This window comes from Halomonas terrestris (genome assembly GCF_049166755.1).
Classification (GTDB): domain Bacteria; phylum Pseudomonadota; class Gammaproteobacteria; order Pseudomonadales; family Halomonadaceae; genus Halomonas.
The window spans coordinates 37,795-63,656 of the sequence record NZ_JBMHFZ010000004.1; the positions used below are offsets into that span (position 1 = coordinate 37,795).

Annotated in this window: 25 protein-coding genes; 6 read left to right on the forward strand and 19 right to left on the reverse strand. The window is 68.3% G+C overall.

The window, feature by feature from the left end; all coding sequences use genetic code 11:
* Nucleotides 1–4: 4 nt before the first annotated feature.
* Nucleotides 5–511: a fasciclin domain-containing protein gene (locus ACOMD9_RS05680; protein WP_465249803.1), complete on the reverse strand. Its 507-nt coding sequence runs from the start codon at nucleotides 509–511 to the stop codon at nucleotides 5–7.
* 222 nt (nucleotides 512–733) lie between these two features.
* Here ACOMD9_RS05680 and ACOMD9_RS05685 point away from each other — a divergent pair, with 222 nt between their 5' ends.
* Nucleotides 734–1,045: a YqfO family protein gene (locus tag ACOMD9_RS05685; protein WP_421412708.1), complete on the forward strand. Its 312-nt coding sequence runs from the start codon at nucleotides 734–736 to the stop codon at nucleotides 1,043–1,045.
* A 111-nt stretch (nucleotides 1,046–1,156) separates the two neighbouring features.
* Here ACOMD9_RS05685 and ACOMD9_RS05690 read toward each other — a convergent pair whose 3' ends face one another.
* The 13 genes from ACOMD9_RS05690 to ACOMD9_RS05750 all read right to left on the reverse strand — a co-directional run bounded on the left by ACOMD9_RS05690 (nucleotide 1,157) and on the right by ACOMD9_RS05750 (nucleotide 15,237).
* A complete protein-coding gene (locus ACOMD9_RS05690; protein ID WP_421412709.1) occupies nucleotides 1,157–2,629 on the reverse strand; it encodes a mannitol dehydrogenase family protein in 1,473 nt (490 codons plus the stop codon).
* A 105-nt stretch (nucleotides 2,630–2,734) separates the two neighbouring features.
* Complete coding sequence (tal, locus tag ACOMD9_RS05695) at nucleotides 2,735–3,688, reverse strand: transaldolase (protein ID WP_421412710.1); 954 nt, start codon at nucleotides 3,686–3,688, stop codon at nucleotides 2,735–2,737.
* Between the two features lie 42 nt (nucleotides 3,689–3,730).
* The gene (gene xylB, locus ACOMD9_RS05700; RefSeq protein WP_421412711.1) at nucleotides 3,731–5,221 is read right to left on the reverse strand and encodes a xylulokinase; all 1,491 of its coding nucleotides are present in this window, start codon (nucleotides 5,219–5,221) and stop codon (nucleotides 3,731–3,733) included.
* Entirely contained in the window at nucleotides 5,221–6,708 is a 1,488-nt protein-coding gene (locus ACOMD9_RS05705; protein WP_421412712.1) for a mannitol dehydrogenase family protein, read from the reverse strand. Before ACOMD9_RS05705 ends, xylB begins: the two co-directional genes overlap by 1 nt.
* A gap of 50 nt (nucleotides 6,709–6,758) precedes the next feature.
* The gene (locus ACOMD9_RS05710; RefSeq protein ID WP_421412713.1) at nucleotides 6,759–7,397 is read right to left on the reverse strand and encodes a nucleoside triphosphate hydrolase; all 639 of its coding nucleotides are present in this window, start codon (nucleotides 7,395–7,397) and stop codon (nucleotides 6,759–6,761) included.
* A 75-nt stretch (nucleotides 7,398–7,472) separates the two neighbouring features.
* Nucleotides 7,473–8,261, reverse strand: coding sequence for an L-iditol 2-dehydrogenase (locus ACOMD9_RS05715; protein ID WP_421412714.1), 789 nt, complete (start codon nucleotides 8,259–8,261; stop codon nucleotides 7,473–7,475).
* A gap of 38 nt (nucleotides 8,262–8,299) precedes the next feature.
* On the reverse strand, nucleotides 8,300–8,977 hold the full coding sequence (locus ACOMD9_RS05720; RefSeq protein WP_421412715.1) for an HAD family hydrolase: 678 nt from the start codon (nucleotides 8,975–8,977) through the stop codon (nucleotides 8,300–8,302).
* Between the two features lie 10 nt (nucleotides 8,978–8,987).
* Complete coding sequence (locus ACOMD9_RS05725; RefSeq protein WP_421412716.1) at nucleotides 8,988–10,133, reverse strand: ABC transporter ATP-binding protein; 1,146 nt, start codon at nucleotides 10,131–10,133, stop codon at nucleotides 8,988–8,990.
* A gap of 184 nt (nucleotides 10,134–10,317) precedes the next feature.
* Nucleotides 10,318–11,178, reverse strand: a complete 861-nt coding sequence (locus tag ACOMD9_RS05730; RefSeq protein ID WP_421412966.1) for a carbohydrate ABC transporter permease — start codon at nucleotides 11,176–11,178, stop codon at nucleotides 10,318–10,320.
* A gap of 74 nt (nucleotides 11,179–11,252) precedes the next feature.
* On the reverse strand, nucleotides 11,253–12,140 hold the full coding sequence (locus ACOMD9_RS05735; RefSeq protein ID WP_421412717.1) for a carbohydrate ABC transporter permease: 888 nt from the start codon (nucleotides 12,138–12,140) through the stop codon (nucleotides 11,253–11,255).
* 68 nt (nucleotides 12,141–12,208) lie between these two features.
* Nucleotides 12,209–13,531 carry an ABC transporter substrate-binding protein gene (locus tag ACOMD9_RS05740; protein ID WP_421412719.1) on the reverse strand — a complete coding sequence of 441 codons (1,323 nt, stop codon included), beginning with the start codon at nucleotides 13,529–13,531 and terminating at the stop codon, nucleotides 12,209–12,211.
* 151 nt (nucleotides 13,532–13,682) lie between these two features.
* Nucleotides 13,683–14,636 carry a sugar-binding transcriptional regulator gene (locus tag ACOMD9_RS05745; RefSeq protein WP_421412720.1) on the reverse strand — a complete coding sequence of 318 codons (954 nt, stop codon included), beginning with the start codon at nucleotides 14,634–14,636 and terminating at the stop codon, nucleotides 13,683–13,685.
* A gap of 43 nt (nucleotides 14,637–14,679) precedes the next feature.
* Nucleotides 14,680–15,237, reverse strand: coding sequence for an NUDIX hydrolase (locus tag ACOMD9_RS05750; RefSeq protein WP_421412722.1), 558 nt, complete (start codon nucleotides 15,235–15,237; stop codon nucleotides 14,680–14,682).
* 104 nt (nucleotides 15,238–15,341) lie between these two features.
* On the opposite strand from ACOMD9_RS05750, the gene ACOMD9_RS05755 reads away from it, so the two are divergent.
* The 4 genes from ACOMD9_RS05755 to ACOMD9_RS05770 are packed head-to-tail and all read left to right on the forward strand — an operon-like array spanning nucleotide 15,342 to nucleotide 18,939.
* Nucleotides 15,342–15,986, forward strand: a complete 645-nt coding sequence (locus ACOMD9_RS05755) for a CoA pyrophosphatase (protein ID WP_421412724.1) — start codon at nucleotides 15,342–15,344, stop codon at nucleotides 15,984–15,986.
* 33 nt (nucleotides 15,987–16,019) lie between these two features.
* Nucleotides 16,020–16,682, forward strand: coding sequence for a 2OG-Fe(II) oxygenase (locus ACOMD9_RS05760; RefSeq protein WP_421412968.1), 663 nt, complete (start codon nucleotides 16,020–16,022; stop codon nucleotides 16,680–16,682).
* On the forward strand, nucleotides 16,682–18,262 hold the full coding sequence (locus ACOMD9_RS05765; protein WP_421412726.1) for a PAS domain-containing sensor histidine kinase: 1,581 nt from the start codon (nucleotides 16,682–16,684) through the stop codon (nucleotides 18,260–18,262). Before ACOMD9_RS05760 ends, ACOMD9_RS05765 begins: the two co-directional genes overlap by 1 nt.
* 17 nt (nucleotides 18,263–18,279) lie before the next feature.
* Complete coding sequence (locus ACOMD9_RS05770) at nucleotides 18,280–18,939, forward strand: response regulator transcription factor (RefSeq protein WP_421412728.1); 660 nt, start codon at nucleotides 18,280–18,282, stop codon at nucleotides 18,937–18,939.
* Between the two features lie 15 nt (nucleotides 18,940–18,954).
* Here the strand turns inward: ACOMD9_RS05770 and ACOMD9_RS05775 are convergent, their stop codons facing one another.
* The 5 genes from ACOMD9_RS05775 to ACOMD9_RS05795 all read right to left on the reverse strand — a co-directional run bounded on the left by ACOMD9_RS05775 (nucleotide 18,955) and on the right by ACOMD9_RS05795 (nucleotide 24,047).
* Nucleotides 18,955–20,052, reverse strand: coding sequence for a L,D-transpeptidase family protein (locus ACOMD9_RS05775; protein ID WP_421412729.1), 1,098 nt, complete (start codon nucleotides 20,050–20,052; stop codon nucleotides 18,955–18,957).
* A 99-nt stretch (nucleotides 20,053–20,151) separates the two neighbouring features.
* Nucleotides 20,152–20,970 carry a prolipoprotein diacylglyceryl transferase gene (gene lgt, locus ACOMD9_RS05780; RefSeq protein ID WP_421412730.1) on the reverse strand — a complete coding sequence of 273 codons (819 nt, stop codon included), beginning with the start codon at nucleotides 20,968–20,970 and terminating at the stop codon, nucleotides 20,152–20,154.
* A 31-nt stretch (nucleotides 20,971–21,001) separates the two neighbouring features.
* Nucleotides 21,002–21,865: a WD40/YVTN/BNR-like repeat-containing protein gene (locus ACOMD9_RS05785; protein WP_421412731.1), complete on the reverse strand. Its 864-nt coding sequence runs from the start codon at nucleotides 21,863–21,865 to the stop codon at nucleotides 21,002–21,004.
* 79 nt (nucleotides 21,866–21,944) lie between these two features.
* Nucleotides 21,945–23,630, reverse strand: a complete 1,686-nt coding sequence (locus ACOMD9_RS05790; protein ID WP_421412733.1) for a multicopper oxidase family protein — start codon at nucleotides 23,628–23,630, stop codon at nucleotides 21,945–21,947.
* A gap of 72 nt (nucleotides 23,631–23,702) precedes the next feature.
* Nucleotides 23,703–24,047 carry a hypothetical protein gene (locus ACOMD9_RS05795; RefSeq protein ID WP_421412735.1) on the reverse strand — a complete coding sequence of 115 codons (345 nt, stop codon included), beginning with the start codon at nucleotides 24,045–24,047 and terminating at the stop codon, nucleotides 23,703–23,705.
* An 835-nt stretch (nucleotides 24,048–24,882) separates the two neighbouring features.
* On the opposite strand from ACOMD9_RS05795, the gene ACOMD9_RS05800 reads away from it, so the two are divergent.
* On the forward strand, nucleotides 24,883–25,803 hold the full coding sequence (locus ACOMD9_RS05800; RefSeq protein WP_421412736.1) for a Spy/CpxP family protein refolding chaperone: 921 nt from the start codon (nucleotides 24,883–24,885) through the stop codon (nucleotides 25,801–25,803).
* The last annotated feature ends 59 nt before the right edge of the window (nucleotides 25,804–25,862 follow it).

Consider the following 25,862-nt stretch of genomic DNA (forward strand, 5'->3'; position numbering starts at 1 on the left):
CGCCTCACTCGGGCAGCAGCACGCTGTCGATCACATGAATCACACCATTGCTGGCCTCGATGTCGGCCTGGACCACGGTGGCATCATCGATCATCACGCTGCCGTCCATGGTGGTGATGGTGATGTCCTGGCCCTGCACGGTGGTGGCGCTGTCGGCGGCCATGGCGTCCTCGGCCATGATCTTGCCGGGCACCACATGGTAGGTGAGGATCGCTTGGAGCTGCTCCTGGTTCTCGGGCTCGAGCAGGGACTCGACGGTGCCTTCCGGCAGGGCGGCGAAGGCCTCGTCGGTGGGGGCAAAGACGGTGAAGGGCCCGTCCCCCTTGAGCGTCTCGACCAGACCGGCAGCCTCGACCGCGGCCACCAGGGTCTCGAACTGCCCGGCACCGGCCGCGGTATCGACGATGTCCTTGGCCATGCCGTGGTTATCAGCCTGAACGCTTCCGGCGAGCATCAGACCCAGCATACCGGCGCCGAGCCAATGGGGTGCTGGGGTGGTGAAGGTCTTCATTGGAGTCTCTCCTGTAGGGAACTCGAGCGCGGCGCGCCCGGGAAGTTACCTGCCTGTCAGGGTCGGGAGCCGTCTCGGCCTCAACCTGTACACAGGTTATTATGTGTATAGCTTTTGGACAAGTATTATTTTCCTGGCCGCCACCGAAGCGCGAGATGGCTGACGCCAGCGCGCCGATATGGCACAACGGGGTCGAAAGCACACAGCACAGGAGTCGCGACCATGTACAAGCTTGCCTTCTATGTCCCGCTGGAAGACGCCGAGTCGGTCAAGGAAGCCGTCTTCGCCTCCGGTGCGGGGCGTATCGGCGACTACGAGGCCTGCTGTTTCCAGACCCGGGGTACCGGGCAATTCCGCCCGCTGGAAGGCGCCGACCCGCACATCGGGCGGGTCGGCGATCTGGAACGCGTGGAGGAGCTCAAGGTGGAACTGGTCTGCGAGGACGCGCTGATCCGCGAGGCGGTGGCGGCACTCAAGGCCGCCCATCCCTACGAGGAGCCGGCGTTCGACGTGTGGCGGCTCGAGACTCTCTGAGCCCCCCCGGGAGGGGCCTTGTCACTCAATGGCGGGCCCCGCCTTCGCGAGGGCGCCATCTCTCGGGACGAGCCTTGCCCCCCGGGACCCACTCCGCAAGCGAATCGTGGCTCACGCCTCGCGAACATAGCACCTGATGGCCGCACGCACGCCTCGATCATCGATGATGCCTAGCCACCGGGCGAATGCCCTCACGAGATATTCCGCCTCGGCGAGGTCATCGAATACCTCGCGGATCGCCAGGAAGGCCCGCGGATCGCCACCGGTATGCCGAGCCCCCTCCTTAAGCCGTGCCGACAGGGGATCGGCGAGCGGCGGCACCTGCGACTCCCCGCCGTCCGAGCGGCAGTAGTGACACCAGAGCGCCAGCTCGAGTGCCAGCCCCTCGATGGGCAGACCACGCCTGAGGGCATCCCGGATCGCCGGCAGGATGAACTTCGGCTGTCGTGTCGACCCATTGGCGCAGAGCCGGGCAACGGTGTCACCGATCTCGGCATTGCCGAAGCGTTCGACGACACTGTCCAGATAGGCCCGGTAATCCACCCCTTCGATCTCCTTCAGGAGGGGGATGACCTCCCGCTTCTGCAGGGCGAGCAGCCAGGCTTGGATATCCGGGTCCGCCACGGCATCGTGCACCTGTTGGTACCCCAGCAGGGCCGCCACATAGGCGATGCTGGCATGCCCGGCATTGAGCATCCTCAGCTTCATCGTCTCGTAGCGAGACACGTCGTCCACGAACTGGACGCCGACCCTCTCCATCGGGGGGCGTCCGGCGCAGAAGCGATCCTCGACCACCCACTGCCGGAAAGGCTCACAGACCACCGGAGCGGCATCCTCGATGCCGAAGCGGCGGCTGACCAGCTCGCGCTCGCGGGCGGTGGTGCGCGGCGTGATGCAGTCGACCATCGAGTTGGGAAACGTCACCTCCCGCCGGATCCAGGCGGCCAGCTCAGGGTCGATGCGCTCGGCCAGGCCGACGACGACGCTCCGCGTCACCTCGCCATTGCCGGGGAGGTTGTCGCAGGAGAGCACGGTGAAGGGTGGCCGGCCCTTCGCCCGGCGCTCGGCCAGGGCCTTGACCAGCATCCCGAAGAGGGTGCCCGGACGGCGCGGGTCGGCCGCGTCGGCCAGAATCCGCGGGTGGCTCGCATCGAACCGACCGGTTGCCGCATCGAGGAAGTAGCCTCCCTCGGTGATGGTCAGGGAGACGATACGGATGCGGGGGTCGGATAGCGCCTTGACGATGGGCGCTGATTCGACGGGAACGAAGTCGACCATGGCACCCACTACCCGCGCCGAGCTCCCATCAGGGTGGAGGTCGACCACGGTGGAGAGCCAGTCCTGCTTCTGCAGGCGCCTGCGCATCCGGATATCCGCCGGCATGACACCTGACCCGACGACGCCCCAGTCATGGGCCTCGCCTCGCTCGAAAAGCCGGTCCAGGTAAACCGCCATGTGCGAACGGTGAAAGTTGCCCAGTCCGATATGCAGGACCCCCGGGCGCAATCGCCGACGATCATAGGCCGGTACACGGACTTCCTGGCCGAGGGCGGCAAGTGTCTGCTGAGAGAGTGGCAGCCCCATCAGGTCTCCTTCTGGCCCTGCAGCGGTCCGGGCGACGTCGCTCCTCGTCATTATCCGCTCATCAGGCCGATGGCGCACCCAGGCTCATGGCTCGCCCTTCCGCGATCAGCCCAGCCGCTCGGCGAGGCGCGCCTCCAGGGTACGCTGGTCCTCGTCGAAGCGGCGGATGCCTTCGGCGAGCTTGTCGTTGGCCATGGCGTCCTGGTTGTGGCCCCAGCGGAAGGCGGACTCGCTGAGCGGCAACGGCCGCTCCCCGGCGGCGGCGGGAATCGCTACCGCAGGGGCCACCTCGCCCTCCTCTGCCGCCAGCTCCTCGAGCAGCGCCGGCGAGATGGTCAGCCGCGGGCAGCCGGCCAGTGCCAGCACCTGGCCGACAGTGCGGAAGCTCGCCCCCATCACCACGGTGTCATAGCCGCCGCGGCCGGCCCGCTCGCAGACGCCACGTACGAAGCGCACGCCCGGGTCCTCGTCGGGCGCATACTCCTTGCCGGTCTCCTTCTTGTACCAGTCGGTGACACGACCCACGAAGGGCGAGACCAGGAAGACCCCGGCGTCGAAGCAGGCCTGGGCCTGGGCCTCGCTGAACAGCAGGGTCAGGTTGCACTGGATGCCCTCGCGCTCGAGACGCTCGGCGGCGCGGATGCCCTCCCAGGTGGAGGCCAGCTTGATCAGCACGCGATCGCGGCCCACGCCGCGACGGTCGTAACGCTCGACCAGCTCATGGGCCTTGCGCACGCTGGCCTCCTCGTCGAAGGAGAGGCGCGCGGCCACCTCGGTGGAGATCCGCCCGGGAATGTGCCGGGCGATCTCGGTGCCCTTGGCCACGGCGAGGCGATCCACGGCGTGCTCCACCCGTGCCTGGTGGTCCTGGAACTCGGCCTTCACCGCGGCGAGTTCCTCGTCGATCAGCGCCCGGTAGCCGGGCAGGTCGAAGGCCTTGAGCAGCAGCGAGGGATTGGTGGTGGCGTCGTGGGGCCGGTAACGCTTGATGGCGTCCAGGTCGCCGGTGTCGGCGACCACCAGGGAGTGGCTCTTGAGGCTGTCGAGTCGGGTCGTCATGGGGGGCTCCTCGCTTGTGGTGCAATGCATCATGCAATGGGATCAGGTAATGGAGTGACGATCGGCCAGGCACCGGCGATAGCGGGCATGGACCTCGTCGTAGGCGGCGACACTGGCCGGGTCGGGCTCGGCCCGCGAGCTCTCGTCGAGATGCACCAGGCGCGTGCAGAGCTCGGCCAGCTCGCCGTCTCCGGCGCCCGCGCGATGGCACCAGGCCGCCTGCAGGGCGGCGCCCAGGGCCGCGGCATCGGTGACCTCGGGACACACCACCCGGCTGGCGGTGATGTCGGCCAGCATCTGGCGCCACACCGGGCTGCGCGAGCCGCCACCGATCAGGCGAATCTCGCTCACCCCCTCGGCCAGCTGGCCGAACTGCTCGAGGCCATAGCGCAGGCCCAGGGTGGCGCCCTCCACCACCGCCCGGCAGAGGTTGGCCGGGGTGGTGTTGACGCTGGTGAGGCCGTCCAGGCTGGCAGTGGCCTCGGGCAGCATGGGCACCCGTTCGCCGTTGAAGAAGGGCAGCATCGTTACCCCCTCGGCGCCGAGGGGGGCGGCCGCCACCCGCTCGCCGAAGCTGGCGAGGTCGAGGCCGAGCAACTCGCGGATGCGGGTGGTGGCCGAGGTGACGTTCATGGTGCAGACCAGCGGCAGCCAGCCGCCATGGCTGGCGCAGAAGTTGGCCACCATGGCGCTGTCGGCCACCACGGGTTCGGGGGAATGGGCGCAGATGGTGCCCGAGGTGCCGAGGCTCAGGGTCACCAGCCCCGGGCGGATGTTGCCGGTGCCGATGGCGCCGAGCATGTTGTCGCCCCCGCCGCTGGCCACCAGGACGTCGTCGGCCAGCCCCAGCTCGCGGGCCAACGCGGGGCGCACCGTGCCGGCCGGCTCCCGGGAGGCGATCAGCCGCGGCAGCACCCGTTCGGGATCGAGCTCCGGGGCGATCTCGGCCAGGACGTCGTGCCGCCAGCACCGGGTGCGGGTATCGAAGTAGCCGGTGCCGGAGGCGTCACCGGCCTCGGCCACCCGCTCGCCGGTGAGCCAGAAGTTGAGGTAGTCATGGGGCAGCATCAGGGTGGCGATGCGCGCATAGGCCTCGGGGTGCACCTCCCGCAGCCAGGCGAGCTTGGAGGCGGTGTAGCCGGTCTGCAGCACCAGGCCCAGCCTGTCGAGGCAGCCCGCCTCGCCGCCCAGGCGCTCGACAAGGGCGGCGTTCCAGGGCGCGGTCTCGGTGTCGCACCACAGCTTGGCCGGGTGCACCGGCTCGCCAGCGGCGTCAAGCGCCACCAGGCCGTGCTGCTGCCCGGAGACGCCCAGGGCCCGGATCGCCCCGGCGTCGACGCCGGACCGCGCCACGGCCTCCCTGAACGCACCGCGAAAGGCCGTGACCCAGTCGGCGGGCGCCTGCTCGCGGCGCCCGCCCTCCCCCTCGTCCAGGTGATGGGGACGACTCGCCTCCCCGAGGATCCGCTCGCCTTCGGGATCCAGCACCACTACCTTGGTGCTCTGGGTCCCGCAGTCCACGCCGACATACATCAGGACGCTCCTCCTGTCGATGCCAGGTGCTCCAGGGTGGCGCGCGCGCCCTGCTCGTGCAACGAGGTCAGGGCTGCGACGTAGGCCTCGCGGAAGCGCACCTGCTCGGCCAGGTCGCCGAACAGCTCGCGATTCTCGATAAAGGCCGTGGGCTGTTCGTGGTTGCGTTTCGCCAACGCCATTAGCTCCTCCCTGAGACGATCCACCACCTTGATGGGCTCGCCCTGCTCGTCGACACCTTCGGCGTAGCGTGCCCAGCTGGCCACCACCGCGGCGCTGCGATGCAGCTCGCCGCCGCGTGCGATCTGCTCGCGGATCACCGGCACCAGCCACTTGGGGATGCGATCCGAGCTCTCGGCACACAGCCGCGCCAGGGTGTCCCTGACCTCAGGGTTGGCGAAGCGCTCGATCAGGGTCCGGCGGTAATCCTCGAGGTCGATACCCGGCACCGGGGCCAGGGTCGGCGAGGCCTCGTGGCGCATGTAACCGAGCAGGAAGTCGACGAACAGCGGATCCTGGCACACCTCATGGGCGTAGCGGTAGCCGGCCAGGGTGCCGAGGTAGGCCAGCGCCTGGTGGCTGGCGTTGAGCAGGCGCAGCTTCATCAGCTCGTAGGGCTCCACGTCATCCACCAGCTGCACGCCGACTCGCTCCAGCGGTGGGCGACCGGCGACGAAGCGGTCCTCCAGCACCCACTGGGTGAAGGGCTCGCAGACCACCGGCCAGGCGTCCTCGACGCCGAAGCGTTCGCCCAGCTCGGCGATGTCGGCCTCGCTGGTGACCGGTGTGATGCGGTCCACCATGGCGTTGGGGAAGGCCACCGAGGCCTCGATCCACTCGGCAAGCGCCGGGTCCCGGGCGCGGGCGTAGGCGGTGAAGGTCTCCCTGGCCACGTCGCCGTTACCCTGGATGTTGTCGCAGGACATCAAGGTGAAGGGTGCGATGCCACGCTCGCGGCGCCGGGCCAGGCCCTCGACGATCAGCCCGAAGGTGGTGCGCGGCGCCTCGGGGTGGGCCAGGTCGTGGCGGATGTCGGAGTGGTCGAGGTCGAACTCCCCGCTCACCGGGTGGAAGTTGTAGCCACCCTCGGTGACGGTCAGCGAGACGATGCGGATCGCCGGGTCGGCGAGGCGCTCCACCACCGCCGCCGGGTCGTCGGGGGCGAACAGGTAGTCCACCAGGCTGCCGATGACGCGAGGCTCGCGGCGGCCGTCGGGGTGCTTGACCACCAGGGTGTAGAGGTGGTCCTGGGCGGCCAGGGCGTCGCGCATGCGGCGATCACCCGACATCACGCCGACACCGACGATGCCCCAGTCCAGGGCCTCGCCACGATTCATCAGCTCATCGATATACATGGCCTGATGAGCGCGATGGAAGCCGCCGACACCGAAGTGGACGATACCGGGAGTGATCTTCCCGCGGTCCAGACATGGCGTGGGGACCTCCGCGAGGAGCCTGGCAAGATTGTCGTTGTTGAGTCGGATCATGCGGGATCTCCAGTCGAGTCGTGCTCGGCGCTAACGACCACGGCACGGCGTCAGCGCCACTCCAGGTCAGGCGGGATGGATGCGGTCTTGATCAGTCGGGCGTTGGGCATGTCCTTGCCCAGGGCCTTGCGACGAGCGGCATCGGCGTCGCGGCCCATGGCCAGCCAGCGCTCGATCAGGCGCTGCTCCAGGGTCGCGTCGTCCACCTCGAGCATCACGCTCAGGTCGAAGAGGCCATGCAGGGCGCGCCAGGGCCCCTGGTCGAGCAGCAGGTAGTTGCCCTCGACGATGACGATGCGGTGCTCGCGGGTGACCAGCCGGCCCCCGGCACGGGCCAGGTCCAGGGGGCGATCGAACACCGGCACGGCGACACTGCCATCGGAGCGCCGGATGCGCTCGAGGTCATGCCTGAGCCCGTCGCAATCGAAGGTCTCGGGCGCCCCCTTGACGGGCAGCAGCCCCCGGGGCTCGAGCACGGCATTGTCGAGGTGGTAGCCGTCCATGGGGACTACCACCACCTGCCCCGGGAGTGCTTCGCCGATGGCCTGCCGGAGCTGCTCCGAGCGATAGGACTTGCCGGCACCAGGCGGCCCGGCCAGGGCCACCAGCAGGCGCTGGCGACCCTCGGCAACGGCGAGGATCCGCCGGGTTACCTCGGAGAGGGAGTCGGCATGGGGAGTGGATGTCATGGCATCAATTCTCGTCTGTCGCATCAGTCACACGGCTCGGCGCTGAGCGCCACGGGTCGCGATATCGCACAGGGTTCAGCTCATCCAGTTGCCGCCGTCGACGTTGAGGGTCTGGGCGACCACGTAGTCGCTGTCGTCGCTGGCCAGGAAGACCGCGGCGCCGCCGTAGTCGTCAGGCCGGCCCATGCGCCCGGCCGGCACCGCCTCGCCCACCAGGCGCTTCTTCTCGCCGAGGGGGCGTTTCTCGTAACGGGCGAAGAGCGCATCCACCTCCTCCCACATCGGGGTGTCCACCACCCCGGGGGCGATGCCGTTGACGTTGATGCCGTGCCGGACCAGATCCAGGGCGCAGGATTGGGTCAGGCTGATTACCGCCGCCTTGGTGGCACAGTACATGCTCACCAGTGCCTCGCCACGGCGCCCCGCCTGGGAGGCCATGTTGATGATCTTGCCCCCCTGGCCACGCGCCACCATCGCCCCGGCCACCGCCTGGAGGGTGAAGAACAGGCCCTTGACGTTGACGGCGAACTGCCTGTCGTAGCTCGCCTCGGTCACCTCCAGTACCGGGGCCATGTCGAAGACGGCAGCGTTGTTGACCAGGATGTCGATGCCGCCGAAGCGCTCGCTGACGCTTTGCACCATGGCGTCGATGGCCTGGAGGTCGCAGACGTCCAGGCGTACGCCCATCAGCCGCTCGGCGGCGTGCCCCTCGCCCTGCAGGGTGGTCAGGGCCTCGTCGATGGCGCCCTGGTCGATATCGGCGACCACGACATTGGCACCTTCGGCCAGGTAGCGCTGGGCGATGGCCAGGCCGATGCCTCGGGCCCCGCCGGTGATGACGCTGGTCTTGTTGTCGAGTTTCATCTTGTCTTCCTGTTGTTCTGTCCGATTTACCACTCTTTTCATCGGGTCAGGCGGCTGTGCCGCCAGTCATCGACCAGCGACGCCAGCCCGTGCATGTGCTCGAGAATCCGCCAGGCACCCGCGGCCATCAGTCGGCAATCCTGCCCCTGTTCGACGTGGCTGGCCCCGGTGAAGCCGATGACCGTCATCCCGGCGCCGTGGGCCGCGGTGACGCCCGAGACGCTGTCCTCCACCACCAGGCAGTCCCCGGGAAAGCGTGCCAGCTCACTGGCCGCCAGACGGTAGAGGTCGGGGGCGGGCTTGGGACGGGCCACCCGGTCTGCCGTGAACACCGGCGACTCTCCCAGCAACCGATCCAGCCCGGTGGTCGCCAGGGAGGCCAGCACCCGCTGCCGGCGGCTGTTGGAGACCACCGCCTTGGGCAGGTCGATGGCCGCGATCGCCTCGGCTACCCCCGGCATGGCCCGCAGCTCGCGGGCCAGCCGCGCCTCGATGGAGTCATCCACCCGCTCGGCAGCCTGGGCAGGCAGACGGTGAGCGCTCAGGCCTTCCAGGTGTGCCAGGATATGGGCGGTGGTCATCCCCAGGGCCTGGCGCAGCACGGTGTCCGCGTCGAGATCAGGCAGCCACTCGGAAAGCAGTTCCACCAGGGTCGCCTCGGCGATCGCCTCACTGTCGACCAGTACGCCATCGCAGTCGAAGATCAGGGTTTCCATGACTCCCCCCTCAGGCGCCATCGGCGTCGGACACAGCACGGTTGTCCTGACGGCGCAGGCCGGCCAGAGGGTGGCGATTCAGGCTTGGCAGCGCCAGCCCACGGCCGTCGAAGAGATGGGCACGATGTGGCTCGAAGCCGAAGCGCACCGTCTCGTGAACCCGGTGAGTCACGTCACCGTCGGCCATCAGGGTGATCAGGTCGTCGCCCATCTTGAGGTAGAGGGAGGTCTGGCCGCCGAGGCGCTCGAGCACCTGGATCTCCCCCTCCAGCGGACCCGACTCGTCGAGCACCAGGTGCTCGGGACGGACGCCCAGTTCCAGGGAGGAGTCGCTGGCAAGCCCGGCGCCATCCACCGGCACCCGGCAGCGCCTCCCTCCGGGTAGCGTCACCTCGACGCCCTGGTCGTTCGCGTCGCTCAGCGATACCGGCAGGAAGTTCATCTTCGGAGAGCCGATGAAGCCGGCCACGAAGCGGTTGCGGGGATGGTGGTAGAGCTCCATGGGCGAGCCCACCTGCTCCACCACGCCGCCCTGCAGCACGACGATCTTGTCGGCCATGGTCATGGCCTCGATCTGGTCGTGGGTGACGTAGATCATGGTGGCGTCGAGTTCCTCGTGGAGACGCGCCAGCTCGATGCGCATCTGCACCCGCAGGGCCGCATCGAGATTGGAGAGGGGCTCGTCGAACAGGAAGATGCTGGGGTTCCGCACGATGGCCCGGCCGATGGCAACGCGCTGGCGCTGGCCGCCCGAGAGTGCCTTGGGCTTGCGGTCGAGCAGCGGCTCGAGCTGGAGGATCCGCGCCGCCTCGCGCACCTTCTCGCGGCGCGCCTCCTTGCCGACCCCGGCCAGGCGCAGGCTGAAGCCCATGTTGTCCTCGACGGTCATGTGCGGGTAGAGGGCATAGCTCTGGAACACCATGGCCAGGCCGCGGTCGGCCGGCCCCACCTCGTTGATGCGCTGGCCATCGATGACCAGGTCGCCGGAGGTGGCGCTCTCCAGCCCGGCGATGATGCGCAGCAGGGTCGACTTGCCGCAGCCGGAGGGGCCGACGAAGACCACGAACTCCTTGTCATTGACTTCCAGGTCGATGCCCTTGATGACGTCGGTGTCGCCGAAGCTCTTGGTGACCTGCTTGAGTTGTAGCGTTGCCATGGAAAGGCTCCTTGATGACTTGACGGCGCCGAAGGTGAGGCCGCGGACCATCTGCTTCTGTCGTTGGCGAGAGCACCAGCCGAAGACTCGTCTTCGGCGTCGTCGAAGGTCAGGCCGCGGACCATCTGCTTCTGTCGTTGGCGAGAGCACCAGCCGAAGATCCGCCCTCGGCGTCGTCGAAAACTTATTTCACCGCGCCGAAGGTCAGGCCGCGCACCATCTGTTTCTGGGTCAACCAACCGAAGATGAGGATGGGCGCAACGGCCATGGTCGAGGCGGCCGAGAGCTTGGCCCAGAAGAGCCCTTCGGGGCTGGAGAACGATGCGATATAGGCGGTCAGCGGGGCGGCCTGGGAGGACGTGAGGTTGAGGCTCCAGAAGGCCTCGTTCCAGCTCAGGATCACCGACAGCAGGCCGGTGGAGGCGATGCCCGGCAGCGTCAGCGGAATCAGCAGGTACCCCACCTCCTGCAGGGTGCTGGCGCCATCCATGCGCCCGGCCTCGAGGATGTCCCTGGGCAGGTCCTTGAAGAAGGTGTAGAGCATCCAGATGACGATCGGCAGGTTCATCAGGGTGTAGACGATCGTCAGCCCGAGGCGGGTGTCCAGCATGCCCAGATCGCGAAAGATCAGGTAGATCGGCACCAGCACGCCCACCGGCGGCAGCATCTTGGTGGAGAGCATCCACAGCAGGGTGCCCTTGGTACGCTTGGTGGGCAGGAAGGCCATGGAATAGGCCGCCGGGATGCCGATCAGCAGCGCCAGCAGGGTCGACCCCACGGAGACGTAGACACTGTTCCAGGCGAACTTGAGGTAGTCGGCGCGCGCATGCACCGCCTCATAGCTCTCCAGGGTCGGCGTGAAGAGGAGCGACGGCGTGGCGATGGCCTGGGCCTCGGTCTTGAAGCCGGTCAGGATCATCCAGAAGATCGGGAAGAAGATGACGAAGGTGATCGTCCAGGCCAGCAGCGCCAGCCAGAGGCGCCGGTGGCGCGCCAGCACGGCGCCGATGCCCTGAGCGCCCATCGCCTGCTGGGCCGGAGGCATCGTGGCCGTTGCTGGGCCGCTGGTGGGTGTCTTGTTGAACATCTCGTGACCTCGTTGCGTGTGTCGTGCCGGCATCAGTCTTCCAGGTTCCTGGCCACCATGCGGATCAGGAAGATCGCCACGATGTTGGCCAGGATGATGGCGATGACGCCACCGGCGGAGGCGCCGCCCACGTCGAATTCCAGCAGCGCGCGGATGTAGATCAGGTAGGCCAGGTTGGTGGTGGCCAGGCCGGGGCCGCCCGAGGTGGTGACGAAGATCTCGGCGAAGATGGTCAGCAGGAAGATCATCTGGATCATGATCACCACGCTGATCGCCCGCTTCAGGTGCGGCAGGGTGATGAAGAAGAACACCGCGATGGGGCCTGCCCCATCCATGCGTGCCGCCTCGACCTGGTCTTCGTCCAGGGACTGCAGCGCGGTGAGCAGGATCAGCAGGGCAAAGGGCAGCCACTGCCAGGCGACGATGATGATGATCGACAGCAGCGGGTAGGAGGAGAACCAGTCGATGGCGGGCAGGCCGAACAGGCCGGTGAACCAGGCCAGCACGCCGTTGACCGGGTGCATCATCATGTTCTTCCACACCAGGGCGCTGACGGTGGGCATGATGAAGAAGGGCGAGATGGCCAGCACTCGGGCGATGCCGCGGCCGAAGAACTCCTGCTGGTAGAGCACCGCCAGCAGGGTGCCACCGATCACCGAGATTGCCAGCACCGAGCCCACCAGCACCAGTGTCGTGCCCATGGCCGACCAGAGCGCCGGGTCGGTCAGCAGGTACCGGTAGTTTTCCAGGCCGGCGAACTGCTCCATGCCGGGCATCAGCAGGTTGTAACGCTGGAAGGAGAACCAGACGGTCATCCCCAGGGGAATCAACATCCAGATCAGGAGTAGTGTGACGGCCGGTGCCTGCAGCGAGAGAGAGCGCAGGCCGCCGACGGTACGTCCGGAGGCTCGAGTCGTCATGGGAGTTTCCGCTTGAAATCAGGAAAGGAAGGGCCAGTCGGCAACGCCGGCTGGCCCTGTCGCTCGGCTCAGTCGTAGTAGCCCGCCTGGCGCATGGCCCTCTCGGCGCTGCGCTGGGCGTTGTCGAGCGCCTGCTGTACCGGCATCTGGCCGGTCAGCGCCGCGGCCACCATCTGCCCCACCTGGGTACCGATGGCCTGGAACTCCGGGATGCCGGCGAACTGCACGCCCACATAGGGGCTGGGCTCGAGGGTGGAGTCGGTGGGATCGGCGTTCTGCATCGCCTCGAGCACGAAGCTGGCGAAGGGCGCCGCCTCGATATAGCGCTCGTCCTCGTAGGTGGAGGCGCGGGTTCCCGGCGGCACGCTGGTCCAGCCCTCACGCTCGCCTACCAGCTCGATATAGTCACGAGAGGTGGCCCAGGTGATGAACTGCCTGGCCGCATCCTGCCGCTCGGACGAGGCCGGGATGGCCAGCGACCAGGACCACAGCCAGTGGGAGCCCTTGGGGGTCACGGCTACCGGCGCCTGGGAGAAGCCCAGCACATCGGCGACGTCGGACTCGCGGGCATCGTAGATGCGCCCCGCCGCCGAGGTGGCGTCGACCCACATCGCGCAGCGGCCGCTGGAGAACAGCGCCTGGTTCTCGTTGAAGCCGTTGGAGCTGGCGCCGGGCGGACCGTAGTTGCCCAGCAGATCGACATAGAAGGAGATCGCCTCCTGCCACTCGGGCGAGTTGATCTGCGGCTGCCACTCCTCGTCGAACCAGCGTCCGCCGAAGGTGTTCACCAGGGTCGAGACGAAGGCCATGTTCTCGCCCCAGCCCGGCTTGCCACGCAGGCAGATGCCATAGACACCGTTGTCGGGATCGTGGATCCGGCTGGCCCACTCATGGGCCTCTTCCCAGGTGGGCTGCTCCGGCATCTCGATGTCGTGCTGCTCGAACAGGTCCGTGCGATAGAAGAGCATCGAGCTCTCGCCGTAGAAAGGCAGCGCATGGAGCGTGCCGTCATGGGAGAGGCCGTCGCGCACCGAGGTCAGCAGGTCGTCGACGTCATAGTCGTCGGGCAGGTCGGTGAGGGGCACCAGCCAGTCCCGCTCGCCCCAGATGGGTACCTCGTAGGTGCCGATGGTCATGACGTCGAACTGACCACCCCCCGTGGCGATATCCGTGGTCAGACGCTGACGCAGCACGTTCTCTTCCAGGATGACCCAGTCGACCTCGATACCGGGATGCGCCTGTTCGAACTCGCTGGTCAGGCTCTGCATGATCACCATGTCGTTGTTGTTGACGGTGGCGACGCGAATGGTCTCGGTCTCGGCCTGGGCCTGGGAGGCAGCGGCGATGGCGGCTGCCAGGGCGGCCAGCGGCAGGGCTCGGGTGGGCTTCATGAGGGGCTCCTTTGCGGGTCTCGCGTTGTTATCTGTTGTCGCGATTTGATCAAATTGATCAACCTTCAATCAAATGATCGAACAGGGCCCGAAAAAAAGCAAAGCCGGGATCGGTAGACTTTGGTCGGAGAGAGGAGAGGCGGGCCGGGGGTCACTCCGCCCGTTCGGTGATGAACCGGGCCGCCACCTCATCGGTCACCAGCCCCTTGAGCCAGCCGCCGCGCAGGGCGGCAAGAATGGCGGGCGCCTTGTCACTCCCTCCGGCCAGGGCCACCAGCGGCTGGCCGGTGAGCCGCTCCAGCGGCAGGCTGGTGATGCGTCGACTGGTCGAGCAGTCGATCACCTCGCCCCGGGCATTCATCGGCCAGCCCAGCAGTTCCCCCACCGCCTCGAGGTCCAGCAGTTCGTCCAGCTCTCCTTCGGAGATGAAGTGATCCTGGAACAGGGTGGCCTCACGGTCGATCTTGCCGATGCCGATATAGGCGGTCTCGGCCTGGCATGCCACGGCGGCGACAGACTGGAACAGCCGCTGCTGCTGCATGGCCTCCTTCTCCTCCACCGTGCTCGCCACCACCGGCGCCGGCAGCAGGAAGCGCTCGCCGCCGGTCTTGTCGGCCAGCACCATGACCCCATCGTAGCGGTTGGAGGAGCCGTCACGGGCCACGTTGCCCACCAGGGAGACGAAGCGATGCTGGGGGCGCTCCACCCGGCTGAGTGCCTCCACGGTCGCTCGCACCGAGCGCCCGGTGCCCAGTGCCAGGGTCAAAGGCTTGCTGCGCTCCACCAGCCGGGAGATGCGCTCGGCGCCGGCCACGGCCAGGTAGTGGGCCGCCCCATCCGCGGCCTCAGGCTCGGCGGGCACCACGTCGCAGAAATCCAGGCCAAAGTGCTGGCGAATGGCGCTGGACATGGCCATGCACGCCGCCACCGGGTGATCGATATGCACCTTGATCAGCCCCTCCTGTCGTGCCAGAGCCAGCAACCGCTGCACGCCGGGACGCGACACCCCCAGCTGATGGGCGATCTCGTCCTGGGTCATGCCGCCCACGAAGGACATCCAGGCGGCCCGTGCCGCCTGATCCAGCTTTACCTCGAACTTGTCCACGGGTGTTTCCTTATGCAGACCATCCCCTCAGACCGAGCCCCCATCATGCCGAACCGAAGTAGCGCTCGCGGTCCGCAGCGGTGATGTCGCTGATATGCAGCGGGAAATGCGCCTCGCCGCGGTCGGCGTAGAAGTGGCGCAGGGTGCGCTCGATGGTGGGAAAGGCGAGCTCGTCCCAGGGGATCTCGTGCTCCTCGAACAGTGCCACCTCGAGGCTCTCCGGACCGGCGTCGAAGCCACCCGCCAGGTCCGCCCGGAAGATCATGTAGACCTGGTTGATGTGCGGCAGGTTGATCAGGGTATAGAGTCCATGAATGCTGACCTCGGCGCAGGCCTCCTCCAGGGTCTCCCGGGCGGCCGCCTCGACGGTGGTCTCGGCGTTCTCCATGAAACCCGCCGGCAGGGTCCAGAAGCCCTTGCGCGGCGCGATGGCGCGACGACACAGCAGCACCCGCGAGCCACTCACCGGCAGGGTGCCGGCAACGATACGGGGATTCTGGTAGTGGATGGTACCGCAGTCGTCGCACAGGTAGCGCGGACGGTCATCCCCGTCCGGAATGGCGAAACGCACGGTATGGCCGCAGTGGCTGCAGAAGTTCATGGCGCTCCCTGGCAGGCTGGCGAGCGGCCCGGTAGCCGCCCGACTCCGGGCTTGACGCCGGCGACGGCGGCCGGGTAGAAGGGATCAAACCCGATGGAAACCCCATGTTAGAGAATCTTCGCGAACGGCTGCAAGCCCACCGCCCCCGGCGTTTGAAGCTCGACCTGCCCGAGGCCGCGGTACTGATGCCGATCATCGACCGCCCCGAGCCGACCCTGCTGTTCACTCGCCGCGCCGATCACCTCACTACCCACAGCGGGCAGGTGGCCTTTCCCGGAGGAAAGCGCGAGGCGCACGACCCGGACCTGCTGGCCACGGCACTGCGGGAGTCCCACGAGGAGATCGCCCTGCCCCGCGAGCGAGTCGAGTTGCTCGGCCGGCTATCGGACGTCCTCTCGCTGCACGGCATCCGCGTCACCCCCTATGTGGGCCTGATTCCACCGGACCTGCCGCTGGTTCCCGACCTCGGCGAGCTGGATGCCATCTTCGAGGTGCCACTGTCGCTGTTCCTCGAGGACCGTCGCCACCACACCGACGTCATCCCACACGATGGCGTGCTGCACTATGTGCCCAACTACCATGTGGGTGGCCAGGTCATCTGGGGGCTCTCGGCGATGATGCTGGTGGAACTGCTGGCCGAGGGCTTCGGCCGGGAGATCAGCCTGCACCGCGAGCCAGCCGACAGTCGACTGTGCTATTTTCCCGAGCGACTGCTGCGGACCCGGGACGGCCTGGTCCGGACGCCCTGACACCCATCTCCGCTGCCGCATGGGGATACACCACTGATTCCACGACTCGCAAACCCCGCCCTGGACACGGCTGCCCTGCCCCGCCTGGTCGACGCCCTGGTGGAACAGGGCTGGTACGTCGGCGAGGACGTCATCGATGGCGAGTTGTGCATCGAGCTCCACCGGGAGCTGATCGGCCTCGCCGACCACGATGCCCTGGACGTCGCCGGCATAGGCCGTGGCCGGGCGCATGCCCTGCGCCGCGACATCCGCGGCGACGCCATCCGCTGGCTCGACCGCGAGAGCCTGGCCCAGCGCCGCTACCTCGAGGCCATGGGCGAACTGCAGAACGAACTCAACCAGGCCCTCTTCCTGGGGCTCTTCGAGTACGAGGCGCACTTCGCCCTTTACCCGCCCGGCGCCTTCTACCGGAAGCATCTGGACAGCTTTCGGGGCCGCGCCAACCGGATCATCTCCACCGTGAGCTACCTCAACCCGGGGTGGCCCGCCGATGGCGGCGGCGAGATGGTGCTCTTCGATGCCATGGATCCCGAGCGAGAGGTGGCGCGGGTGCGCCCCACCGCGGGCACCTTCGCCTGCTTCCTCTCCGAAACCGTGCCCCACGAGGTGCTGCCCACCCGCCTGCCCCGAGCCAGCATCGCCGGCTGGTTCCGGCGCAACGCCTCACTGGGTGGCCGAGTGGACCCGGCGCGCTGATGGCTGGTGGCGACGACACCCGCCGGCTGGCCGCGCTCGAGGCCCGCTGCGCCGAGCTGGAGGCCCGCAACGCGGCTCTCCGGGACGAGAAGCGCCACTACCAGTGGCTGGCGGACAGCACCACCGACCTGATCTCGCGCCATGCCCGCGACGGCACCTTCCTCTATGCCTCGCGGGCCGCCCGCGAGCTGCTCGGCTATGAGCCCGAAGCGCTGATCGGCGTCTCCGCCTACGACCTCTTCCACCCGGCGGACCTGAGCGACCTGCTCAACAAGTCGCCGCGGGTCTACTACCACGACGGCTTCTACCAGCAGACCTACCGCTTCCGCGCCAGGGACGGCCACTATGTCTGGTTCGAGACCACCAGCCGCACCCGGCGCGACCCGGTCACCGGGGAGTTGCTCGATATCCTCTGCGTCTCCCGCGACGTGGGCCGGCGCATCCGCGCCGAGGCCAACCGCGAGCGCCTCGCCCGGGTGGTCGAATCGACCACCGACTACGTGCTCTTCGTCGACGGCGAGGAGCGGCTCTTCTACTCCAACGAGGCCGCCCGGCGCCTGCTCTCGCGCCCCGCGCAACCGCCCCGGGAGGGCGACGATGCACGCCTCGAACACGCCTATACGCCGGAATCACTCGAGGTGCTGCGCGAGATCGTACTGCCCGCCGTGGCCCGCTACGGCTCCTGGAGCGGTGAGCTCGAGATGCTCGGCCCACGCGGCCCGGTGCCGGTGCTCAGCGTGGTGCTGGCTCACCGCGGCCCCGGTGCCGAACCGGACCACCTCTCGCTGCTCAATCGCGACATCGGCCTGCGCAAGGCCGCCGAGGCCCAGGCCCGACGCCACCAGGAGCAGATCGCCCACGCCAACCGACTGGCCACCACGGGCGAGCTGGCCTCCAACATCGCCCACGAGCTCAACCAGCCTCTGGGGGCCATCGCCAACTATGCCAGCGGCGCCCTCATGCAGCTGCAGGCGAATCCGCAGCGCCCCGCCGGCGACCTGGAACTGCCATTGTCGCGTATCAGCGAGCAGATCCAGCGACTGGCCGAGCGCCTGCGCCATATCCGCACCTTCGTGCGCAAGGGCCAGACGCGGCCGAGGCCCGTGGTTCTGCGGGAGGTCGTGGAGGCGGCCTGTCGGCTCTGTGAGTGGCAGTATCGGCAGGCCGGCGTGGCGCTGGCGCATGAGCTTCCCGCCGCCCTGCCTCGGGTGCAGGCCGACCCCGTGGCACTCGAGCAGGTCGTGGTGAACCTGCTGCTCAACGCCCTGGAGGCGAGCCGCGAGCAGCCCGGCGCCGATCGGGTAACGCTCCGTGCCCGGCGCTCCGGCCGCCGCGAGGTCACCTTCACGGTCAGCGACCAGGGTCCCGGCGTCGCGGCGGACGAGGCCGAACGCATCTTCGCCCCCTTCCACTCCAGCCGACCCGACGGCCTGGGCATGGGGCTGGCCATCAGCCACTCGCTGATGGAAGCCATGGGGGGGCGCCTGGCGCTGGCCCCGGGCGACGGTTCCGACGGTGCCACCTTTACCGGTACACTGCTTGCCGAGCCCGGGCCGCTGGCCACGGCCCGCCCGCAGTGATTGCCCAGGAGCCCCCGGTGAACGACATCGACCGCCCCCTCGACGCCCCCCCCTGCCTCGCCATCGTGGACGATGACGAGGCACTCCGGGAGTCGCTGGCCTGGCTGCTCGACTCGGTGGGCCTCGCCACCCGCGCCTACGCCGATGGCGAGGCCTTTCTCGCCGCCGATCCGGAGGCCCATGACGCCGTGCTGCTCGACGTGCGCATGCCGGGGCTGAGCGGCCTGCAGGTACAGCAGCAGCTGAACGAGCGTGGCGACAGCGTTCCGGTGATCTTCATGACCGGCCATGGCGACGTGCCCATGGCCGTGGCCGCGCTCAAGGCCGGCGCCTTCGACTTCATCGAGAAGCCCTTCAACCACCAGCAGCTGATCGACTGCGTGCAGCAGGCGCTGGCCGAGCACCAGCGGGAACGCCGGGCCCGTTCGCGCCTCGAGGCCCTGCAGGCGCGATACGCCACCCTGCGGCCCAAGGAGCAGCGGATCCTGGTGCACGTGGCGGAGGGCATGACCAGCCGCGAGATCGCCGACCACCTCGGCGTGAGCGCCAAGACCGTGGAGGTCTACCGGCTGCGTGCCATGAAGGCCCTGGGGGCCGCCAACCTGGCCGAGCTGGTCAGGATCTGCGTCGCACTGGGGCTGGTGGAGGTGCTGCCGACAGGCCACCGGCAGCACTGACTCGCAGGCCCGCCGTCAGGAACGGATATCCACGGCATCGTAGACGCCTTGCTGTACCCCCAGCAGATCGTAGAGCCCGAGGCCTTCTTCGACCATCTCCTCCTCCGGCTCGGGCACGGGGGGCGGCTCCAGCGCCACGACCCGGCCATCGGGGCTGTCCAGCAGCTCGCGCAGCTGTTCATAGTTCAGTGCCACGCTGGCCTCGCCACTGTTGCGCTCCAGCAGCGCCAGGGTCTCGAGCAGCGCCGACATGCCATGCTCCTGCTCCTCGAGCGCCTGGTAGACCTGCACATGGGGGGTGTCGCCCTCCCAGCCGACCTTGATCGGCTGGTCGATGATATTGACCCTGGTGCCCTCCGGCACCCGATCGAACACCGACTCGATGTCCTCGGGGAACATGCGTATGCAGCCACGGCTGGCCCGCATGCCGATGCCGTCCGGCTCGTTGGTGCCATGGATCAGGTAGCCGGGGATATCGAGCAGGATCGCGTGGTCGCCCAGCGGATTGTCGGGGCCGGGCGGCACCACGGCGGGGGGCGGGTCACCGCGCTCGGCGGCTTCCTCGCGCATCGAGCGCGGCGGATACCACGCGGGGTTCTCCAGGCGCATGGTGGTCCTGGTCACCCCCAGCGGGGTGTCGTAACCTTCGCGGCCGATGCCGATGGGGTAGGTCTCGACCCTCGGCGTCTCGCCCTCGGCGACCTCGGGATAGTAGTAGAGGCGCAGCTCGGCGATGTTGATCACGATGCCCTCGCGTGCCTCCGGCGGCAGGATTCGCCGCGCCGGTATCACCACCTCGGTGCCCTCGCCCGGCAACCAGATGCTGACATCCGGATTGGCCCGGCGAATCTCCTCGTAACCCACGTTGTGCTCGCGGGCGACATCGAGCAGGGTCTCCTCCTGGCGGGTCTCGACGGTGTAGACCTCGCCGATGACGTCGCCCTCCTCGGGCAAGGGGTAGTGCCCCTTGGGCCATTCGGGCGCCTCCTCGGCCAGCACGCCGGCCGAGAACAGCAGCGCACCGCCGACGAGCAGCATGACGCCCAGGGCCGAGACCGGCCGGAGATGAAGCCGAGTATGACATTGCAACACTTTCGTCAGGGGGGGCTGCATTGTTCTTGCCTCCTGCTGGGCCCCGTCGTGCGAGGCTCGTCATCGATGATGGCCATCATATCGGGGAGTCGGGACGGCTGCACTGCATACGCCAAGGCATCACGCCCGGCCCCCGCTGCCGAGCACCCTCGAACGTTTCTCACCGACAGCCTGGCGACGCGACCAGCCGATCAGCACCAGACCAGCGATGATCATCGGCAGCGTCAGCAGCATGCCCATGGTCACCCAGCCGAAGGCGATGAAGCCGATATGCGCGTCGGGCAGGCGCACGAATTCCACCGCAAGGCGGAAGACGCCGTAGAGCAGCAGGAAGAGCCCGGAGATCAGCCCGGTGCGCCGTGGCGAACGCGACAGCCACCAGAGCACCGCGAAAAGCACCACCCCTTCCAGGGCGAACTCGTAGAGCGCCGAGGGGTGGCGCGGCTCCGGCCCCATGTGCGGAAACGGCATGGCCCAGGGCAGCTCGCTGACGCGCCCCGGCAGTTCATGGTTGATGAAGTTGCCGAGGCGCCCGGCGCCGAGGCCGATCGGCACCAGGGGAGCGATGAAGTCGGTGAGCCGGAAGAAGGCGAGCCGCTGCCTGCGGGCGAACAGCAGGGCGGCGATGAGCACGCCGGCCAGCCCCCCGTGGAAGCTCATGCCGCCCTCCCAGACGTTGAACAGCCACAGCGGATCGGCCAGGAACCGTTCCATGCCATAGAAGAGGACATAGCCCAGGCGTCCGCCGACCACGACCCCCAGGGCGGCGTAGAAGAGCAGGTCACCGATGTCATCGTGGCTCAGGCCCAGGCGATGGGCACGACGCCGGCCCAGCCACCAGGCGGCGACGAAGCCGACGACATACATCAGGCCATACCAGTGGACCTGCAGTGGCCCGATGGTGATGGCCACGGGATCGATCTGGGGATACTGCATCATCGGGATTCTCCCTCTCTATCCAGGCCGGGGCTTACAGCAAAGCCCACTCCTTGCCACCGTCGGTGCTGCGCAGCAGCCGCCCCTGGTCATCCGCCGCCACCAGATGCTCCGGATCGTGCGGATCCACCGCCAGGTGGGTCAGGTAGTGATCCCCCCAGTCGCCGTTGATCACCTCCCACTGGCGGGTGCTCTCCTCGGCCCGGATCAGGCCAACCCCCAGCATGAAGGCGTAGAGCGCCTCGTCCCGGACCACCACCAGGCTGACGGGCCGTCGTTCGGGATGCAGCTGGCGCCAGCGTTCGCCGCCATTCGGGCTCATCAGCAGCCCCGCCCGGGTCGCGGCGTACAGGTGCTCGGGATCACGGCTGGAGGCTGCCAGCCCGACCAACCCGTCCGGCACGGGCGCCTGCACCCGCCAGCTGTGGCCACCATCGCGGCTGACCTGCAACCGCCCGGCATAGGCGCCATAGAGCACGCCCGGGTCGGCCTCGCTGATGGTCAGCTGGTGGAAGTCGACCGGCCCGTCGACACCCGGCGAGCGCTGTTCCCAGCCTTGGCCACCGTCACTGGAGACCAGCACGCCGAGATTGCCGCCTCGGGCCGGATGACCGCTGGCGAAGAGCGTCTCCCCGTCATGGGGGTGTGGAGCGAAGCCCATGAAATCGTGGGTCTCCCTGGAGACCTGGCGTGCCAGGCCATCGCCACCGACGACATGCAGTCCGTGGTGGGTGGCCAGCAGGATCCGCTCGCTGTCGGCGCGATCGAAGGCCAGGCCGTGGATATGGGTCTGCTGGCGCAGCTGCGCCAGGCTGGTGGCGTCTGGCTCGCTGGAACAGCCGGCCAGCAGCGTGGAAACCAGCAGCAGGGGGGCGAGACGCCCTCGGAAATCGGTCATGCCTGTACTCTCATCGTGATCTCGGGATCCGGCGCCACCCCTGCCGGGGGCGGCACCGGGCGTCAGTGAAGCCAAACCGTCAGAGCATGCGGATCGCCGCCATCATGCCCATCTCCTCGTGCTCGATGATGTGGCAGTGGAACAGCCAATCACCGGGCTCGTGGAAGACCAGCCGCAGGCGCATGCGCTGCCCGGGGCGCAGGTTCACGGTGTCCTTCCACGCCAGCCAGGGCGCTCCCCGCCATTCGCCGTCGATCTCGCGGCTGGCGACGACCTGGAAGTGGGTGCCATGGACATGGAAGGGGTGATCCATGTGGGAGTCGTTGAATACCTCCCACTCCTCCACTTCGCCGACCCTGCCCTCGAACATCACCTCGCCCATGGTGAAGCTGCGGCCGTTGATCAGGAAGTCCACCGGCGGGCGACCGTTGTCGGCCGCCATGGCGGCCCCGCCGTGACCGCCATGGTCCATCGCGCCTCCGGCATCTCCACCGTGACCGCCATGGTCCATCGCGCCTCCGGCATCTCCACCGTGACCGCCATGGTCCATCGTGCCCCCGGCATCTCCACCGTGACCGCCATGGTCCATCGCGCCACTGGCATCGGCCTGGGTGGGGCCATGCTCCATCCCGGCCATCACTTCCGTCAGTGCGAGCGTGCGACGCACGGCGGGGTCGCCGAGGGGCTCGATCCTGCCCAGCCGCGCCGGCAGGGCCACGGCGGGAGCCACCTCGGTCTCCCGGGTATGAATCGTCAGCAGCGGGGCCACCGCGTCCAGATGGGCAGGCCGAGCGCCCATCCAGCCTCGCTCGTAGGGATGGCTGGCCAATGTGAAGCGCTCAGCCCCCTGCTCGCTGATACGCACCAGCAGATCGGCACGCTCGCCCGGGGTCAGCAGCAGTTCCTCCAGCGGCCGGGGCTGTTCGAGCAGCCCCCCGTCGGTACCGATCAGGGTGAGCCCGTGGTCCTCCAGGCGCAGGCGCAGGTAGCGGCCGGCACAGGCATTGACCAGTCGCAGCCTCAGGGTGGTGCCTGGTGCCACATCCAGCCGCGGCCGTCGCTGGCCGTTGACCAGCAGCAGCTCGCCCTCGCGGCCGTTCATCCAGTCCTCGTCGGTATGGGGCGTCACCTCGCCGGCACCGCTCAGGCGCAGGTCGTTGATCACCAGCAGGTGCTCCTCCACCTCGAACGGCACCACCTCCTCGCGGGGGCGTACCAGCAGGACCCCGGCCAGGCCGTGGGCAATCTGCCGGGCCAGCACGCCGTGCGGATGAGGATGGAACCAGTGGAGTCCGGCGCTGCCATCGGCGAAGGTGTGCCGATAGCGGCGTGACTCCCCGGGCGCCACGGCATGCCGCGGCGCACCATCGTGCTCATGGGCCACGGCCACCCCATGCCAGTGCACGGTGGTCTCCTCCGGCAATTCATTGACCAGGGTGACGTCGAAGTCGTCGCCTTCGGTGACCTCGATCAACGGCGCCACCTTGCGGTTGTAGAGCCATAGACGAGCATGACGGTCGGCGCCGAGGGCAACTGCATGCGGCGCCGGAGTGAGGGCACTGCGAAACAGGTCCGATTGGTCGGACAGGTTGGCGATTCGGGGCAGCGGCTGCAGGGGCTCACCCTCGGGCAGGGTCGTGGCATCCAGCAGGGAAACGGGGGCATGGCCGGCATGCCGACCGGCCATGGCATAGGCCAGCACCCCGGAAGCGGAGAGCGCCACCCCGCCCAGGGCGGAATAGCGCAGGAAATCACGGCGTTGCATGGGAATCTTCCTCGTTGTTCGAACAGCCATCACCGCTCGCGCACGACGAGCGGCATCGTCAGGGACGGGTGTTCAAACGCGAGGCGGCCTCTCGAGGCGGTCGGGCACGCGGAGGGGAAGGGACTCGGCCACCGCCCAGCGCGGTTCATGGGACGGCGTCGATCCGGAGGCAAGGCCCTGCAGGTTACCGTTACAGACGGGACAGGGCGCCCCGCAGGTCATGCTCTCCATGGAGGCGTCATTCAGGTCGCCGGCATGCCCGGCCTGGTGTCCATGATCCGGATGGCCCGGGAGGACGACATGCTCCGCCAGGCACTCCCCGCCCTCATGACCCCAGGCGCCCAGGATCGCCTGCGGCAAGGCGAGCGCGATGGCGAACAGCAGGCAGAGCAACCAGGAGAGGGAACGATGGAGCATGATGTGGTGCGTCGACCGATATGGACAAGGCAGTACGCCGGGTACACAGTCTTTCATGGACCTTCCGGTGCCGCAACCTGTCGGCAGGTCACGACAGGTCGACCTCATCACGGGGGCGGCGGCAACCGCATCCCGATGTCGCGATCCTGCGGGCCGCCTGCACCCGATAGGAACAAGGGAAAACCAGATACCTGGGCCCTGCACACAGCTTGCCGGCGGGCTCTCGGCCTGATACACGTCAAGGGCCACCACGCCTGATTCAGCTACGCTGAGGTGGCACGATCCGCTCAAGGAGCCCCTCCATGCCCCCGCAGTCTGCCGTATCCCGGCCTCGCTCGGCCCTCGTCTCCAGACGGGTGTGCTGCTGGCTGTCTGTACTGCTGGGCCTGGCGATTCTGCTGCTGGCCTCACCGGCCGCGGCAAGTGCTCCCCACCTCGATGCCAGACTCGGCGCCTTGTCCGTGGCGGCCGCTGAAGCTGACAATGAACACGGCCCGAGCTGCCACCACGGTCATGGTACCCGCCATGTCGGCAGTAGCCTGCTGCGCATGGAGCGACCGGACCTCGAGGCCGAGCCCTCCTCCCCCTCCGTGGCCGACACGGGCGCGGCTCCCCGGGTCGTGGCCCTCAGCGGCACCCCGATGGCCTGCCCTGATCCTTCTCCGGTTCCCGTTTACCTGCTGACTCGACGACTCAGATCCTGAGTGGTTGGCGATTGGCCCCGTGTGCGAGACCGCCACGGGACGTGATCGTACGGCAGTCCTTGCGGCAACCAGCCGCACCAATCCAGACGACGACCAAATGATGGGCCATCGTGCCCGCAAGGAGAAAGATGATGAACACTCGCAAGCACGCGCTCGCGCTCGGCCTGGCCCTGGCGATGGGGATCGGCGGTACCGGCCTCGCCATGGCCCAGGGTGGCATGATGGGCTCCGACCAGGGAGAGCGAGGCCCCGGCATGATGGGCGGCCAGGGCGGCTACGGCCCGGGCATGGGCCCCGGCATGATGCGGGGCGGCCAGGGCGGCTACGGCCCAGGCATGGGCCCCGGCATGATGGGCGGCCAGGGCGGCTATGGCCCGGGCATGGGCCCCGGCATGATGGGCGGCCAGGGCGGCTATGGCCCGGGCATGGGCCCGGGCATGGGCCCGGGCATGGGCCCCGGCATGATGGGCGGCCAGGGCGGCTATGGCCCGGGCATGGGCCCGGGCATGGGCCCCGGCATGATGGGCGGCTATGGCCCGGGCATGATGGGCGGCCAGGGCGGCTATGGCCCGGGCATGGGTCACGGCATGCACTGGGGCGGCCAGGGCGGTTACGGCCCGGGCATGGGTCACGGCATGCACTGGGGCGGCCAGGGCGGTATGGGGCCTGGCATGATGCAAGGCATGATGAAGGGGATGATGGGTGGCGGCATGATGCCCTGCCCCATGATGGGCGGTTCCGGCATGGGCATGCAGCAGTTGCTCGAGCCCGAGCAACGCAGCGAGATGCGCGAACTGATGCGCTCCCACCGCTCCACCCAGTTCGAGCGCATGGAACAGATGCTCGACCTGCGTGAGGAACTGGCGGGCCAGATGCAGGAAGCACGGCCCGACCCGGAGGCCATGCAGGAATTGCACGGTCGCATGTCCGAACTGCACGGAGAGATGATGGCCGACCAGGTCCGCCTGCGTAATGCCATGCACGACCTGCTCACCGATGAGCAGCGTGAGCAGCTCCAGCAGGCCATGCCCTACCACCGCCAACGTCAGTAACCCCCACCAATCGCCCGGTTCCGACCGGGCGCCACTCGAACAGGGAGGCAGCCCACCCG